This is a genomic window from Flavobacterium sp. LC2016-13 (assembly GCF_009707955.1).
In the GTDB taxonomy this organism is placed as follows: domain Bacteria; phylum Bacteroidota; class Bacteroidia; order Flavobacteriales; family Flavobacteriaceae; genus Flavobacterium.
This window is the reverse complement of sequence record NZ_WMDQ01000013.1, coordinates 149,825-164,550: the sequence shown is the minus strand read 5'-3', so window position 1 is coordinate 164,550 and position 14,726 is coordinate 149,825. Positions and strand designations below refer to the sequence as shown.

The window sequence follows — 14,726 nt, the reverse complement described above, 5'->3', positions numbered from 1 at the left end:
CATGATTTAACCCAAAGTGATTATAAATTCACGACCGCTGTGGGAACTTTCGCCGATCGTCTGGTATTGCGTTACACCAACAAAACACTTGGAACAGGTGATTTCGAGAACATCGAAAACGGATTATTGGTTTCGGTTAAGGAGAAAACCATCAAAGTATTGTCTTCAAAAGAAACGATCAAGGAAGTAACTGTTTATGACGTGTCAGGCAAACTGCTTTACAACAAAAAGAAAGTAGCCAACACGGAACTTCAAATCCAAAACCTGCAATCATCCAATCAGGTATTGTTGGTGAAAGTTACCCTTGAAAACAACTTTACAACAACTAAAAAAGTTATATTTAACTAAGAAGTTAAAATGTTTATTATAAAAAAATCCACTCTCAAAAGGAGTGGATTTTTTTTATATAAGATATTTCTTTTTTAAAATATTATGCTTTTTCAATCAAAATACTGACAGCATTTCCGCCAAAACCAACGGCGTTAATTAAAATTTTTCTAATTGGTTTTGTTTGGTTTTGTTTTTCTGAAAAAGGAACATCAATAAATGTATTATTTGTCATCATCAAAAGAGCCAATTCAAGACTCAATATTCCAGATGCACCAAAAGTGTGTCCTATTTTCCATTTGTTAGTGGTTAATAATGGCATTTTAGACCCAAACACCTTTTGAATTGCACGTAATTCTGTTAGATCTCCTTTTATTGTACCTGGCGCATGCATTACAATAGCATCTATATCTTCTAAATTTTCATCTTTCAAAGCCATTTTCATCGATTTCTGAAAACAGTCAGCTTCAGCAGAGATAGAAATATTATGTTCTAAAATTTCTGTTGCATATCCAACACCGGTTACATAAGCGATGGCATTTTCTTTTTTTCCAGCTTCTAAACAACAAACGGCAGCACCTTCGCCCAAAATCATAGTGTTTTGAGTCTTTTCAAAATCAAAAGCCAGATTTGGCCAGGATTCTTCTGTCTGATTGATGCGTGAATATATTTTTAACGCCCTCATTTGAGCAATTGTAAAATCAGTCAATGGTGCTTCACTTCCTCCCACCAAAAATTTATCTGCCATTCCTGATTTCAACCATGCAACACCATTTAATAATGCATGAAGCGCGGTAGAACAAGTAATCGAATGTGAAATTTCCGGACCAACACTTTGTAAATCATGTGCAATCCATGATGATATATTCCCTAAAGTTGTCGTTGGCGAAGCTAGTGTTTGTGCTTTTCCGGTATCAATATATTCTTTATAATGTTTTTCAAATAAATCAGTTGCCCCGCGAGACGAGCCAATATTAATTCCAAAAACATCATCTGAACTCCATCCAGCTTGTTCAACAGCTTTTCGAGACGCTGCCAAAGCAAACAAAACCGAATCATCTAAAAACTTATATTTTATATCTGATTCCCGAACTTCGGCTACAATTTGTTTTGATTCGGCATCAAGAGCAGCTACTGATGTTTCTTGTTGATCTAAAAACTGTCTTGAAAAACAATGCTGATTATCAAGATATTTTTTCCAAACTGCATCTGGATTATTTCCTAAAGGAGAAATAGAAGAAAAAGCCGTTATAGAGATTTTTTGTGTATTCAAAATGTTTTATTTAACCGCGAAGTTCACGAAGGTTTCGCAAAGGTCGCAAAATGTTAGAATTTAAATTAAACCATTTCTATGGCTTCTTCAATAATAGAATATACTTTTTGAAGCTGCTCATTGGTCATAATATATGGAGGCAAAATGTAAACTATATTCCCGACAGGCCTCAAAACAACTCCTTTTTCAATAAAAAAATTGTAGAGTTTTGTTCGCATCGATCCGTAATAACTTTCCTCTGAATCTGATTTAATTTCAACTGCAAAAATAACTCCCAGTGTTCTGGCTGTAATTACTTTTGGATGATTTTCAATTTTCTTTTGAAAGTTTAAATGGCTTTCATTTATTCTTTCAATATTTAATTGCATTTCAGGCGTTTGCAATAAATCGATACTTGCCAAAGCCGCGGCACATCCCGTCGGGTTTGCCGTAAAGGTATGTCCGTGAAATAACGCTTTATTAATATCATCGTCATAAAAAGCATCAAAAACTTCCTGAGTAAAAGTCGTAATCGCCATTGGGATTGTTCCACCCGTTAAGGCTTTCGATAAACAAATCATATCCGGGACTTCAGAAACATAATCCATTGCAAAAGTTTTTCCTGTTTTACCAAAACCTGTCATTACTTCATCGGCAATAGTTAACACTTTATTTTCTTTACAGATCTGAATCAATTTTGCTAATGCTTCCGGCTCATACATTACCATTCCGGCCGCTCCTTGTACCAAAGGTTCAAATATAAATCCGGCACAATTATGATTTTGAATTACCTCTTTTAATGCATCAAAACTAACTTGCTCCTGCCCTTTCACCGGCACTGGAATTCTTACGACATCAATAAACATTCCCTGAAAAGCTTGTGTGTAAAATGAGATTCCGCTTGCTGCCATTGCTGCAAAAGTGTCTCCATGAAAAGCGTTTTCGAAAGCAATTATAGTGGTTCGTTTTTCATTTTTATTAAAGAAATACTGCAAAGCTACTTTTATCGCTACTTCAACTGCTGTTGAACCATTATCTGAAAAGAAGATTTTTTGTTGATTTTTAGGTAGGATTTCAATTAATTTCTCTGCTACTTTTATGGCTGGTTCATGTGTAAAACCTCCAAACAAAACATGTTCTAAAGTTGTAAGTTGTTTGTAAATAGCATCGGCAATAATTTTATTACTGTGACCAAACGGATTTACCCACCAAGATGCAATTGCGTCGATATATTCTTTTCCATTTTCATCCCAAAGTAAAGCACCTTCGCCTCTTGAAATAGCGATTGGAGTTTGTGCCGTTTTATGTTGCGTATAGGGATGCCATAAATATTGGCTGTCTTTTTCTGTTAAAGTCATCTGTAATAAATTGTAGATTTCTGATTTTAGATTTTAGATTGTTGCAATGCGAAAAGATTGTCTCTGAACAAATCAGCATATTCTCTAATTACATTTTGATCAAAGTATGGCTCTTCATCAATTCTTCCGATACATTTAATATTTGTCTTATTCAGAATTAAAGCTTCGGTAGATTTGTTTTCGCTTCCGCTGAAAATAATCCCTCCAACTTCAAGGCCTCGATTTCGAATTGCTTCAATTGTTAATAAAGTATGATTGATACTTCCCAGATAATGTCTCGAAACAACAATGATCTTATAATCGGGTTGGATTAAATCAATAATTGAATCATTATCGTTTAACGGAACAAAAATTCCTCCTGCTCCTTCAATTACTAAATGATTCTCTGTTTTGGGTTCTTTAATCTGTTTTAAATCGATTGTAACTCCGTCAATTTCTGCAGCTAAATGTGGACTTGCCGGGGTATTTAATTTATAACTATTCTCGAAAATTTTAGATTTATTATTCGAGATTTTAGATTTGATTTTATGACTGTCTGAATTGTCTAAATCTCCAGCCTGAATAGGTTTCCAATAATCAGCTTCTAAAGATTCAACAATAATTGATGAAGCTATAGTTTTACCAACATCCGTTGAAATTCCTGTTACGAATATTTTCATTTAATTAAATTCGAATTTACATTTATTGCATTTATATCTATATCTGGAATAAAAGGGCATTAAAACAAAAAGTAGCGAAAAAACAAAAGCAAAAAGAGTTTTTAAATCCTTTATCGATGTTACCATTTCTGCTTCTTGAGCTCCACAATTAGGGCATTGAATTAAATTGTTATTTTCATCAAATGAATATTGACTTATTTCTGACAATATCTTGTTTGCTTTTTCAAAATCCTGATTTTCCACAAAAAGTTTAACACCTCCAACTGCATTACTCCAAATAGGATTTGAATCGACTGTATTAGTGTCGCGTAAATAAACTTTAATTCCTTCAGATTCTAATTTACTACTAAAAATTTGCGCTTCAGTTGAATACTGATAACTTCTAACTAACCTAAAATTTTCTTCCATATTAAAAAACAAAGTTACCCAATAACTCTAAAACCTGCCTAATTTCTTCTTCTGAATTATAACTGTGAATACAAAACCGTAAGCGTTCTTGTCCTTCAGGAACCGTTGGCGAAAGTATTGGTTTTACATCAAAACCTTTATCCTGAAGCTGTTGCGCTAATTGTTTAGCATTTTCATTACCAGGAATAATAGCTGATTGTATTGATGATTTACTTCGGACAAACATTGGCTTTAATCCTAATAAATTTTTCTGCTGATTAAAAAACACAATGTTTTGCCGCAATTTTTCAATAGTTATTTTTTCGATTTCTAATTGCTGATACGCTGTAAAAATTGTGGCGACAGAATGCGGGGACAATCCTGTAGTATAAATAAAACTTCGTGCAAAGTTTACTAAGTATTCTTTTAACTCTAAACTTCCTAAAACTGCTGCACCATGACAACCCAAACCTTTTCCGAAAGTCATGATTCGGGCAAAAATTCTAGTATGCAATTGAAGATATTGCATTATTCCTTCGCCTTTTTCTCCAAAAACGCCCAATGTATGGGCTTCATCAACAACCAGATAACAATTATATTTTTCAGAAAGCTGAACCAATTCTTCCAGATTTGGACTGTCTCCATCCATAGAGAAAACAGTTTCTGTTACGATATAAATATTGGTTTCGGGAAATTTCACTATTAAACGTTCTAAATCCTCAAAATCATTATGATTAAATTTATATGATTTAGCATTCGACATCACGATTCCATCCCGAATAGAAGCATGACTTAATTCATCATACAAAATAACATCATTTCGTTGCGGTACAGCGCTAAAAAAACCAACATTGGCATCATAACCCGAATTAAAAATTAAAGCCGAATCTGCCTCGTGAAATTGTGCTATAAAAGTTTCTGCTATTTGATATAAAGAATGGTTACCGGAAATTAATCGCGAACCCGTTGCACCATTTTGAATAATCTCATTTTCGATTAGATAATGATGGGCATGTTTGAAAACAGATTCAGATTTAGAAAATCCAATATAATCGTTTGAAGAAAAATCGACAAGATTATTAAAACTTGGTAATTTTCTCAACGAATTATTATGCTTTCGGTTTTCAAGCTTTTGAATAAGGTTTTCTGGTAATTTCATAAAGGCAAAGTTATGAAATTGAAGTTAATATTAAATAAACAGCGGGCTTGATACGCCCGCTGTTCATAATCTAATCTTTAAACCGCGCTTATAAATGGCGATTTGCTATTGAATTTTTGATCGATCATTTCCTGTATCATAAAATTTGCGATATCAAATGCACTAATTTTATCGCCCAAACAATCTTCTAAACTTATATTCAATTCTGAGCTGATATCTGTAAACTCAATAAACGGAACCCGAACTTGAGTCCAATTTACAGCACTTTCTTCCAGCAAATTATAAGCTTTTTGACGGTCTTTCTGAATAATGGGAAAATTTGTTTTCATCCATTCAGTAGCCATTTGGGTTTTGGCGCTTTTTTTATCGAATGGAGTATCGATGTTTAATCCGGCTAATAAAACATATCGCTGAATTCCGTATTCATTCATTACTCGCAAGATATTCTTTGTAGCTAAACTTGCTACAAGCGGTTCGTCTTTTCGTTGTCCAACGGTACTAATTATCGCTTGACAATCCTTCAATAATAATTTTATAGATTCAACATCAAGCGCATCGCCTTTGACAATTTCGATTTGATTATTTTGAATGGAAAATTTTTCGGGATTTCTTAGCAAAAGTTTTATACTAAATCCTTCTTTCAATAACTGGTTTACAACATAATTTCCAGTTCTTCCGCCGCCGCCTAAAACAGCGACTTTATTTATATTTTTCATATATATATTCTTTATAAAATTTGACATAATTATTCTTCACTTTATCATGCCGATAAAGCGAAACAATAAAAGCTTACTGAGCTTTTATAATACAATCCATATTTTATAAAGAGATTTTAATAGCTCAAAGATACATGAATTACAAAAAAAAAAAAGCCGAACATTTATTGTTCGGCTTTTTAATTTATTTTAAAATTGTCTTAGTCAACTAATACAATAATTTTATTGTCTTTCATTTCGATAGTACCTGACGTGATCTCTAATGTATAAGTCTGGTCATTTACTTTCGTGAATTTACCCGCTACTTCTTTAGAAAAATTAAAACTTGCCGCAACAATTTTAATAGTTCCTTTTTCAAGGATAGAAACGATAGGCGCGTGATGATTCAATATTTGAAAGCTTCCATCAACTCCAGGTAATGTAACTGACGTTACTTCTCCTGAAAATAATTTTGCTTCTGGTGATACTATTTCTAAAATCATAATTTTATAATTGATAATTGATAATTGTCAATTGATAATTATCAATTGGATTATGCTTCAGCCAACATTTTTTCTCCAGCTTCGATTGCATCCTGGATAGAACCTTTCAAGTTGAAAGCTGCCTCAGGAAGATGATCTAGCTCACCGTCGATAATCATGTTGAATCCTTTGATAGTATCTTTAATATCAACCAATACTCCAGGAATACCTGTAAATTGCTCCGCTACGTGGAAAGGTTGAGATAAGAAACGTTGTACACGACGAGCTCTTGATACAGAAAGTTTATCTTCTTCAGATAATTCTTCCATACCTAAGATTGCGATAATATCTTGCAATTGTTTGTATTTTTGAAGAATTTCTTTTACTCTTTGTGCACAGTCATAATGCTCGTTTCCTAAAATTTGAGGAGTCAAAATTCTTGAAGTAGAATCTAACGGGTCAACCGCTGGATAAATACCTAACTCAGCAATTTTACGAGACAATACAGTTGTTGCATCTAAGTGAGCAAATGTTGTTGCCGGCGCCGGGTCAGTTAAGTCATCCGCAGGAACGTAAACCGCTTGTACAGATGTAATAGATCCTTTGTTTGTAGATGTAATACGCTCTTGCATAGCTCCCATCTCTGTTGCCAAAGTTGGTTGGTATCCTACTGCAGAAGGCATACGACCTAAAAGTGCTGATACCTCAGAACCTGCTTGTGTAAAACGGAAGATGTTATCAACGAAAAACAATACGTCTTTCCCTTGATCAGTTCCAGCTCCATCACGGAAATACTCAGCGATAGATAATCCTGAAAGTGCTACACGAGCACGAGCTCCAGGAGGCTCATTCATTTGTCCGAAAACGAAAGTAGCTTTAGACTCTCTCATTCCTGGTAAATCTACTTTAGATAAATCCCATCCTCCATTTTCCATAGAGTGCATGAAATCATCACCGTATTTAATAATTCCTGACTCTAACATCTCACGAAGCAAGTCATTTCCTTCACGTGTTCTTTCACCTACTCCTGCGAATACTGAAAGTCCACCGTGACCTTTTGCGATATTGTTGATCAACTCCTGAATCAATACTGTTTTACCAACACCAGCACCACCAAACAATCCAATTTTACCTCCTTTTGCATAAGGCTCAATCAAATCGATTACTTTAATACCTGTGAATAAAACTTCTGATGAAGTTGATAAATCTTCAAATTTAGGAGCTTGTCTGTGAATAGACAAACCGTTTTCTCCTGTTTTTGGCAAGTTTCCTAAACCATCAATTGCATCTCCAATTACATTGAATAATCTTCCATATACATCTGGACCGATTGGCATTTGGATTGGGTTACCCGTTCCAACTACTTCATATCCTCTTGACAAACCATCTGTTGAGTCCATAGAAATGGTACGAACAGTGTTTTCACCAATGTGAGATTGTACTTCTAGAACTAATAATGTTCCGTCTTTTTTTGTGATTTCTAATGAATCATAAATTTTTGGAAGTTCAACATCTTTACCGTTGAAAACTACGTCAACTACTGGTCCAATGATTTGAGCAACTTTTCCTATTACTTTTGACATTACTTATGTGTTTATTAAATAGCTATTTAGGTTTATCGAAAATACCTCTTTTTTCAGAGCGCAAAGATAATTTTTTAAAATATAAAATCAATATTTTTTTTATAAAAAATACTACGATTTTGTTTCATTCATAAAAGAACTGCCTTAAATACTTAAAACGGCAATTTTTTTATATAATTAAAAAAGCCACTACACTTTGAAGATGAGTGGCTTTTTTGATGTTTTTTTTAATTTATGGAAGTGTCATAGGATATTGAATTTGATACGTAGCCAAATCAACATGACGCAGCGTTGAACCGTATTTTGCATTTATGGCGTCTACAAAAATATTTGCAATTAAGCCATATCCTCTTGGACTAGGGTGAACTCCGTCTAATGAAAAAGCACCACCAACAGCAAATGAAGATGTCATGGTAAAATTGCCAAATTTAACACCCACAGTAGACAATTGTGTCAATATAGCTCTTGTATCAACAAATGCTAAACCTTTTTCTTTTGCTAAGGCTTCAATTGTAATATTATATGCATCTGTAGCTTTTTTAATTTCTGCTGCTTCTGTTGGAATAATAACATGTTTGTCTTGTAGCGGATATGATATTCCAAATGAATTTAATGGCGCAGGCGGAGCAATACCTATTCCTGAATCAGCAGCTGTAGGAGCTGTATTAATTGCAGATTGTGTCGTTAAAAGAATAAGATCTGTTGACTTCGCTTGTCTTGCCTGTCCGAACACGGCACCGTAAAAAGCTGCAGTTTGCGCTCCAACTGAAGGGGTAAATGCTGCAGTCAATTGAGCAGATAAATTAGTCAGGCTTTCATCTTTTATCAACAAAGGATTTGAAGAAGTCGCAGACAATAAATTTATTCTATCGGCAGCTCCAAGAGCAGTTAATACTTGCTTTAACGGGCCATATAATTGCGTATTAAGAAGTTGAAGTTTATCTCCTAACAATTGAGGTGTAAGAGGATTATATGGAACAGTTGTAAAATGAGGCAATGTTGTAATATATGGTAAATTTGCCACTACTCCTTTTGCTCCGTTTGCTGTTAAAGCTGTCAATAAAGAAGAATATACGCTTGCAAAAACAGTTGGATCAGTAATATCATTTCCTCCATAAGTTGCAGGATTCATATTACCGATTTGATCTTTTCCTGTTCCACCAGAAAGAGCATAACTTAAAACATCATTTCCACCAATAAACAAAGAGAAAAATGTAGGTGACTGAGCTAATGCATCTGCCAAAACCGTTGCAGATGGCGTACTTGCAAATCTTGCAAAATAAGGATTAGCAGCACCCGATGCCACACCAGCTACATTACCATAATTGGCTGCAACTAAATGAAAACTTTTTGCTCCCGGAACTCCCATATTATTAAACGATCCAGTAAGATGCGCTGTAACTTCTGTAGTTGGTGGGCCTGTTACAGGAACTGCTGTTCTCTGTGGTGTAAAATACAAACGTGTTCCCGCAATGATATTACCACCTAACAGCAAACCTCCCTTATTATCATTCATATAAGGTATTGTAAAAGTACCTCCTCCTGCTGCTGCAAACTGCTGCGCTAATATATTAGGATATCCGTTTTCTTGTCCTTTTTTGAAAAGTGCATTATCACTATATCCTGCAGCAAATGAATCACCAAGTGCTACATATTTTGTAAAAATTGCCGAACCAGGCGTTACAGGAACTTCTGCAGGTGTTGTATTATCATCATCATTATTACATGCCATAAAGGTTAAAGAAACCATCAACAGCCATTTTATATTTTTTTTCATGTTATTAACTTTTAAATTATTAGCTCTTTCTTACTTAAAAGAAAGCAAATCCTTTACATTTAAATATTCTCTTTCATTAAGGATTAATGATCCACGAAGCAAACCACATCTGACCAATCATACCTGCACCAACTACCTGAAGATAATCTTTTCCGAAAAGGTTTGTTGCTCCAACTTTAATAACTGATTTTAGTTTTGGTATACCGTAATTAACCTGAGCATCAAGAACTGTATTTTCAGGAATCATACCGTCTCCAAAAGAAGATTGCCATAAATATTCTGTATTCCATCTTACGTTTACATTAAACCCTAAATTTTTAGTCAGCTTAGAATTACCAAGTGAAGCTTTAATTCTGTGTTTTGGTGTATTAAATCCTGCCACAAAACTCGGATCTTCTGTTTGATCAAAATTAAATTGAGCATAATTATAGTTTACTCCAACTTCAAAGTCTTTATATACTTTTTTAGACAAACCAACTCCAAAACCTAATGATGTAATTTGAGCAGTTGTATTGGTATAAACCTGATACACTCTTCTGTCTCCGAAAGCCAAAGCAGCATAACTCAACTGAACACTTGCATCTGCAGAGTTAGTACCCGCAGTACCGTAATAAGGTGAAATTACTCTTGAAGTATTCATAAAATCATTATAAATATTATAATAACCGTTGATGTCGATTGATAAATCATTTTGAACAACTGTACGATATCCAGCTTCAAAAGCCTGTACTTGTTCTGGTTTTACTAATGCAACATTTGCTACTTTAAGATCTCCAGGGTTTGAAGATGCCGCGAATGCCTGAACAGAAGCTAATGTATATGCATTTTCATATGCATTGCGACCAGACATTCCAATTGTTCCAGGTTGTCCAGCCAAAGCCTGACCTGAAGCACTAACGCTCACTGTTTCCTGAAAACGATCTAAGTTATCTGCTGCTGAACCAATTAATGCGAATGGTCCTAAATCTAAACCAATGTATTGATCTTGTGTAGTTGGGTTACGGAAACCTGTTTGATAAGAAACTCTGAAATTATGTCTTTTAGAAGCTCCTGCAGAATATACAAATGAAATTCTCGGTGAAAGCTTTCCATCAAAATTCTGACTCTTATCATAACGTATTGACCCTGTAAATTTCAATCTGTCATCTAGCCATTTTTTTTGCAATTGTGTATAAGCTCCATATTCTTTATATTCAATTGGACCGTCATAATCTGTAAAGATTGTTCCTTCAGAATCCATTACATATTTTCTCCATGAACCACCAACCTGAATCTCAGCAAATTTTATCAAGTCTCTGAAATTATAATTTACATCTGAATGATATAATTTTGAGTGATCTATAAACTTAGCTCCTTGTGTTAAATCAGGATTTGAAACGACCGTTTTAAGAGCGCCCTTAAATTGATCAGAACCCGGTTCGAATCTTGCTGATCTAGGTGCGCCTGGATTTAGCGGATCAATATTTGGTACTAATGGCAAGTTTGGCGAAACATTATAATCAGCAAAATTTCTGGCATATACAGCCGCATCATTTGCATTAAGACCAAGCAATGCAGAAGATAACTGAAAAGCTGTTCCGTAATCTGTAAACCAGTTTTTATCTGATTTAGCTAATCTGTTAACATTCCATCCTGCAAATCTCATATCATAAGAGTTTCCTGCATCTTCGCTTGTAAAATAAACTCTGGCAAAAAAGTTTTTCCCTTTTACTTCGAATTTACCCTGTTGCATAAGAAAATCTTTCAATGCATATCTGTTTGCTCCCTGATAAATAGTACTTCCTGTACCAATTTTATATTGTAATATAATTTCTGTATCATCTGCCCAAGGTTTGAAATGCAAACCAAAATCAGCTTTCATACTTTTAACTTTATTATCTGTTAAATCTTGTTCGCGATATCCGGTTCTACTTACTTGTCCAACATTTGGAATAGAAGTAGTAACCTCGTCACCGTAAATATTTAATCCATCATAATTTTGATTCATTGCATGTCCTATAGAACCTCCAGTCATACTTCTTGTATCTGCAGCAATCCATTCTGATGCTTCCATATACGTGAAGTTTGCTTTCATTGCAAAATGTTTTGTAAACGCTTTTGCAGCTCTGATTCCAAAATCATTATAGTCATTTGTTCCTGCTACATCCTGACTTGTCTGTCCGTATTTGTAATAAACACTAATACCCTCGTTTGTAAACGGGCTTTTACTATTCATAAACATAATACCATTAAAAGCATTTGCTCCATAAAGTGCAGAAGACGCACCCGGCAAAAGTTCAACATTTGCTACATCAATATCAGAAATACCTATCAGGTTACCCAATACAAAGTTTAAGGCAGGTGATGAATTATCCATACCATCTACCAATTGCATAAAACGTGTATTCGCAATTGTAGCAAAACCTCTTGTATTTATAGATTTAAAAGAAATACTGCTTGTATTAAAATTTACTTCTTTTAAATTTTCTAAACCATCATAAAAAGTTGCTGCAGTTGTATTTTTAATTTCCTGAATTCCCATTCTTTCAATTGTAACGGGAGACTCAATAACTCTTTCCGGAGTTCTTGAAGCCGAAACTACGATTTCGTCTAGTTTTGTCTCTTCATCTTTTAATACTACATCTACTCTTTGACTTAGAGATGTAACATTAATAATTTTAGATTCAAATCCTACTGCCGATACTTTAATCGTAAAAGGTGGTTTAGCAGAAGTATTTAATTTAAAGGAACCATCAAAATCAGTAGAAGTTCCTGTCGAACTTCCTACTACATTAATATTGGCACCGGGAATAGATTGTTTGTTACTATCGGTAACGGTACCGGTAACTGTATTTTGCGCGAAAGAAACTCCGCACAAAAACAACATAATTAGCAAATACACTCTCATTTGGTCTGTTTTTGGTTAGTTTATCTAGCCAAAATACAAATAATTTTAGTATTAATAAAAAAACGTTAAAAAAAATTAATATAACACATCTTTTTTGCCACAATTTTAACTTTTCCACATTCTCTTTTGTTAAATTAACAGCAAGAACAAAGCTTTTCAATTCTTAAATAGTATGCATACATATAAAATTTAAGAGAAAAAATGAGGATTTGATAAAAATACAACGTTGTAGAAAAATATTTGATAAATAAAAAAAGCGAGATCTAAATCTCGCTTTTTTAACATTATTATGTTTTGTATGTTTATTCTACTGTAACAGACTTTGCTAAGTTACGTGGCTGGTCAACATTACAACCTCTCATAACTGCAATATAATAAGAAAGCAATTGTAAAGGTATTGTTGTAATTAATGGAGATAAAGCATCTGAAGTTTCCGGAATTTCGATTACATAATCTGCCAATTCACGAACTTGCGTATCACCTTTAGTAACTACAGCGATAATTTTACCACTTCTGGATTTAATTTCCTGAATGTTACTTACAATTTTATCATAATGACCTTGTTTAGGTGCAATTACAATAACAGGCATATGCTCATCAATTAAAGCTATTGGACCGTGTTTCATTTCTGCTGCAGGATAACCTTCGGCATGAATATAAGAGATCTCTTTAAGTTTTAAAGCACCTTCTAATGCAACCGGAAAATTATATCCGCGACCCAGGTACAAACAATTTGGCGCATCTTTAAAAATTGCAGCGATTTCTTTTGCTCTGTCATTTGTTTCTAACGCTTCTGCTACTTTTTCAGGAATTATTTCTAATTCTTGCAAATAAGCATGGAAATCACTGTTTGACAAAGTTCCTTTAGCCTTACCTAATCTCAAAGCGATCATAGTTAAAACTGTAATTTGAGTTGTAAATGCTTTTGTTGAAGCTACTCCAATTTCAGGTCCGGCGTGCGTATAAGCTCCAGCATGACTTTCTCTTGAAATAGATGAACCTACAACATTACAAACTCCAAAAACGAAAGCTCCGTTTTCTTTAGCCAATTTTATAGCCGCCATTGTATCTGCTGTTTCCCCAGATTGAGAAATAGCGATAACAACGTCATCTTTATTTATAATTGGGTTTCTGTATCTAAATTCAGAAGCATATTCTACTTCAACCGGAATACGGGTAAATTCTTCAAAAATATATTCTGCCACTAAACCTGCATGCCATGAGGTACCGCAAGCTACGATTAGAATTCTTTTTGCATTGAGGAATTTCTCAATATTATCCTCAACACCAGCCATCTGAACAATTCCTTCATTAGCATGAAGTCTTCCTCTGTAAGTATCTTTTATAACACTTGGTTGCTCATAGATCTCTTTCAACATGAAATGATCATAACCTCCTTTTTCAATTTGCTCCAAATTCATTTGAAGTTCCTGAATATAAGGATCAACCAAAGAGTCATCTTTTATTTTTCTAACTTTAAGAGGCTTGTGCAATCTTATGTTTGCCATTTCACCATCTTCAAGGTAAATTGCATTTGATGTATATTCAATAAACGGTGAAGCATCAGAAGCAATGAAGTACTCCCCTTCTCCAACACCAATTGCTAAAGGACTTCCTAATCTTGCAGCAACAATTTCTTCTGGATTTTTTTTATCAAAAACCGCAATTGCATAAGCTCCTACAACTTGATTTAAAGCAATCTGAACTGCTTTTCCAAGTTTTATATTTTCATTCTTTTGAACTTCTTCAATCAGATTAACTAAAACTTCAGTATCTGTATCCGATTTAAAAACATATCCTCTTTTTTTTAATTCTTCTTTTAATGGAGCATAATTCTCAATAATACCATTGTGAATAATCACCAATTCTCCCGAATTAGAAAGATGCGGATGCGAATTTACATCATTTGGAACCCCATGAGTAGCCCAACGTGTGTGACCTATTCCTATCGTTCCGTTTGTTGTAAAATTATCTTTTGCTTTGGCTTCAAGATCTGAAACCTTCCCTTTTGTTTTACAAAGCTTCACTCCTGCTTCGGTATCATATAGCATAACACCGGCACTATCATATCCTCTGTATTCGAGTCGTTTTAATCCTTTTATAACAATAGGATACGCCTCTCTATGACCAATATATCCAACAATTCCACACATATATTAT

12 protein-coding genes are annotated in these 14,726 nt (G+C 34.2%); 1 reads left to right on the top strand and 11 read right to left on the bottom strand.

Translation table 11 applies throughout. The features are described from left to right. A partial coding sequence (locus GKZ86_RS21685; protein ID WP_154785148.1) for a T9SS sorting signal type C domain-containing protein occupies positions 1–348 on the top strand: 348 nt, incomplete at its 5' end. An 82-nt stretch (positions 349–430) separates the two neighbouring features. Here GKZ86_RS21685 and GKZ86_RS21680 read toward each other — a convergent pair. The 11 genes from GKZ86_RS21680 to glmS form a co-directional block, all read right to left on the bottom strand. Further along, the gene (locus GKZ86_RS21680; RefSeq protein ID WP_154785147.1) at positions 431–1,600 is read right to left on the bottom strand and encodes a beta-ketoacyl synthase N-terminal-like domain-containing protein; all 1,170 of its coding nucleotides are present in this window, start codon (positions 1,598–1,600) and stop codon (positions 431–433) included. A gap of 65 nt (positions 1,601–1,665) precedes the next feature. Beyond that, positions 1,666–2,937 carry an adenosylmethionine--8-amino-7-oxononanoate transaminase gene (gene bioA / locus GKZ86_RS21675; RefSeq protein WP_154785146.1) on the bottom strand — a complete coding sequence of 424 codons (1,272 nt, stop codon included), beginning with the start codon at positions 2,935–2,937 and terminating at the stop codon, positions 1,666–1,668. Positions 2,938–2,963: 26 nt separating this feature from the next. Then, positions 2,964–3,596, bottom strand: coding sequence for a dethiobiotin synthase (gene bioD / locus GKZ86_RS21670; RefSeq protein WP_154785145.1), 633 nt, complete (start codon positions 3,594–3,596; stop codon positions 2,964–2,966). Continuing rightward, entirely contained in the window at positions 3,597–4,004 is a 408-nt protein-coding gene (locus tag GKZ86_RS21665) for a putative signal transducing protein (RefSeq protein WP_154785144.1), read from the bottom strand. It abuts the gene before it with no gap. A gap of 1 nt (position 4,005) precedes the next feature. Further along, complete coding sequence (locus tag GKZ86_RS21660; protein ID WP_154785143.1) at positions 4,006–5,142, bottom strand: pyridoxal phosphate-dependent aminotransferase family protein; 1,137 nt, start codon at positions 5,140–5,142, stop codon at positions 4,006–4,008. A gap of 77 nt (positions 5,143–5,219) precedes the next feature. Further along, positions 5,220–5,858, bottom strand: a complete 639-nt coding sequence (locus GKZ86_RS21655) for an NAD(P)-dependent oxidoreductase (RefSeq protein WP_154785142.1) — start codon at positions 5,856–5,858, stop codon at positions 5,220–5,222. A gap of 200 nt (positions 5,859–6,058) precedes the next feature. Next, a complete protein-coding gene (locus GKZ86_RS21650) occupies positions 6,059–6,340 on the bottom strand; it encodes a F0F1 ATP synthase subunit epsilon (protein ID WP_154785141.1) in 282 nt (93 codons plus the stop codon). Between the two features lie 50 nt (positions 6,341–6,390). Beyond that, positions 6,391–7,902 (bottom strand): F0F1 ATP synthase subunit beta, encoded by a 1,512-nt coding sequence (gene atpD / locus GKZ86_RS21645; RefSeq protein WP_154785140.1) that lies wholly within the window; start codon positions 7,900–7,902, stop codon positions 6,391–6,393. Between the two features lie 232 nt (positions 7,903–8,134). Then, positions 8,135–9,679 carry a G-D-S-L family lipolytic protein gene (locus GKZ86_RS21640; protein ID WP_154785139.1) on the bottom strand — a complete coding sequence of 515 codons (1,545 nt, stop codon included), beginning with the start codon at positions 9,677–9,679 and terminating at the stop codon, positions 8,135–8,137. Positions 9,680–9,755: 76 nt separating this feature from the next. Then, a complete protein-coding gene (locus GKZ86_RS21635; protein ID WP_154785138.1) occupies positions 9,756–12,566 on the bottom strand; it encodes a carboxypeptidase-like regulatory domain-containing protein in 2,811 nt (936 codons plus the stop codon). Positions 12,567–12,868: 302 nt separating this feature from the next. After that, on the bottom strand, positions 12,869–14,719 hold the full coding sequence (glmS, locus tag GKZ86_RS21630) for a glutamine--fructose-6-phosphate transaminase (isomerizing) (RefSeq protein WP_154785137.1): 1,851 nt from the start codon (positions 14,717–14,719) through the stop codon (positions 12,869–12,871). Between the last annotated feature and the right edge of the window lie 7 nt (positions 14,720–14,726).

Bases quoted from the DNA above. Each gene is read 5' to 3' on its own strand.
- bioA (WP_154785146.1), bottom strand. From the start codon at position 2,937: ATGACTTTAACAGAAAAAGACAGCCAATATTTATGGCATCCCTATACG.
- bioD (WP_154785145.1), bottom strand. From the start codon at position 3,596: ATGAAAATATTCGTAACAGGAATTTCAACGGATGTTGGTAAAACTATA.
- GKZ86_RS21665 (WP_154785144.1), bottom strand. From the start codon at position 4,004: ATGGAAGAAAATTTTAGGTTAGTTAGAAGTTATCAGTATTCAACTGAA.
- GKZ86_RS21660 (WP_154785143.1), bottom strand. From the start codon at position 5,142: ATGAAATTACCAGAAAACCTTATTCAAAAGCTTGAAAACCGAAAGCAT.
- GKZ86_RS21655 (WP_154785142.1), bottom strand. From the start codon at position 5,858: ATGAAAAATATAAATAAAGTCGCTGTTTTAGGCGGCGGCGGAAGAACT.
- GKZ86_RS21650 (WP_154785141.1), bottom strand. From the start codon at position 6,340: ATGATTTTAGAAATAGTATCACCAGAAGCAAAATTATTTTCAGGAGAA.
- atpD (WP_154785140.1), bottom strand. From the start codon at position 7,902: ATGTCAAAAGTAATAGGAAAAGTTGCTCAAATCATTGGACCAGTAGTT.
- GKZ86_RS21640 (WP_154785139.1), bottom strand. From the start codon at position 9,679: ATGAAAAAAAATATAAAATGGCTGTTGATGGTTTCTTTAACCTTTATG.
- GKZ86_RS21635 (WP_154785138.1), bottom strand. From the start codon at position 12,566: ATGAGAGTGTATTTGCTAATTATGTTGTTTTTGTGCGGAGTTTCTTTC.
- glmS (WP_154785137.1), bottom strand. From the start codon at position 14,719: ATGTGTGGAATTGTTGGATATATTGGTCATAGAGAGGCGTATCCTATT.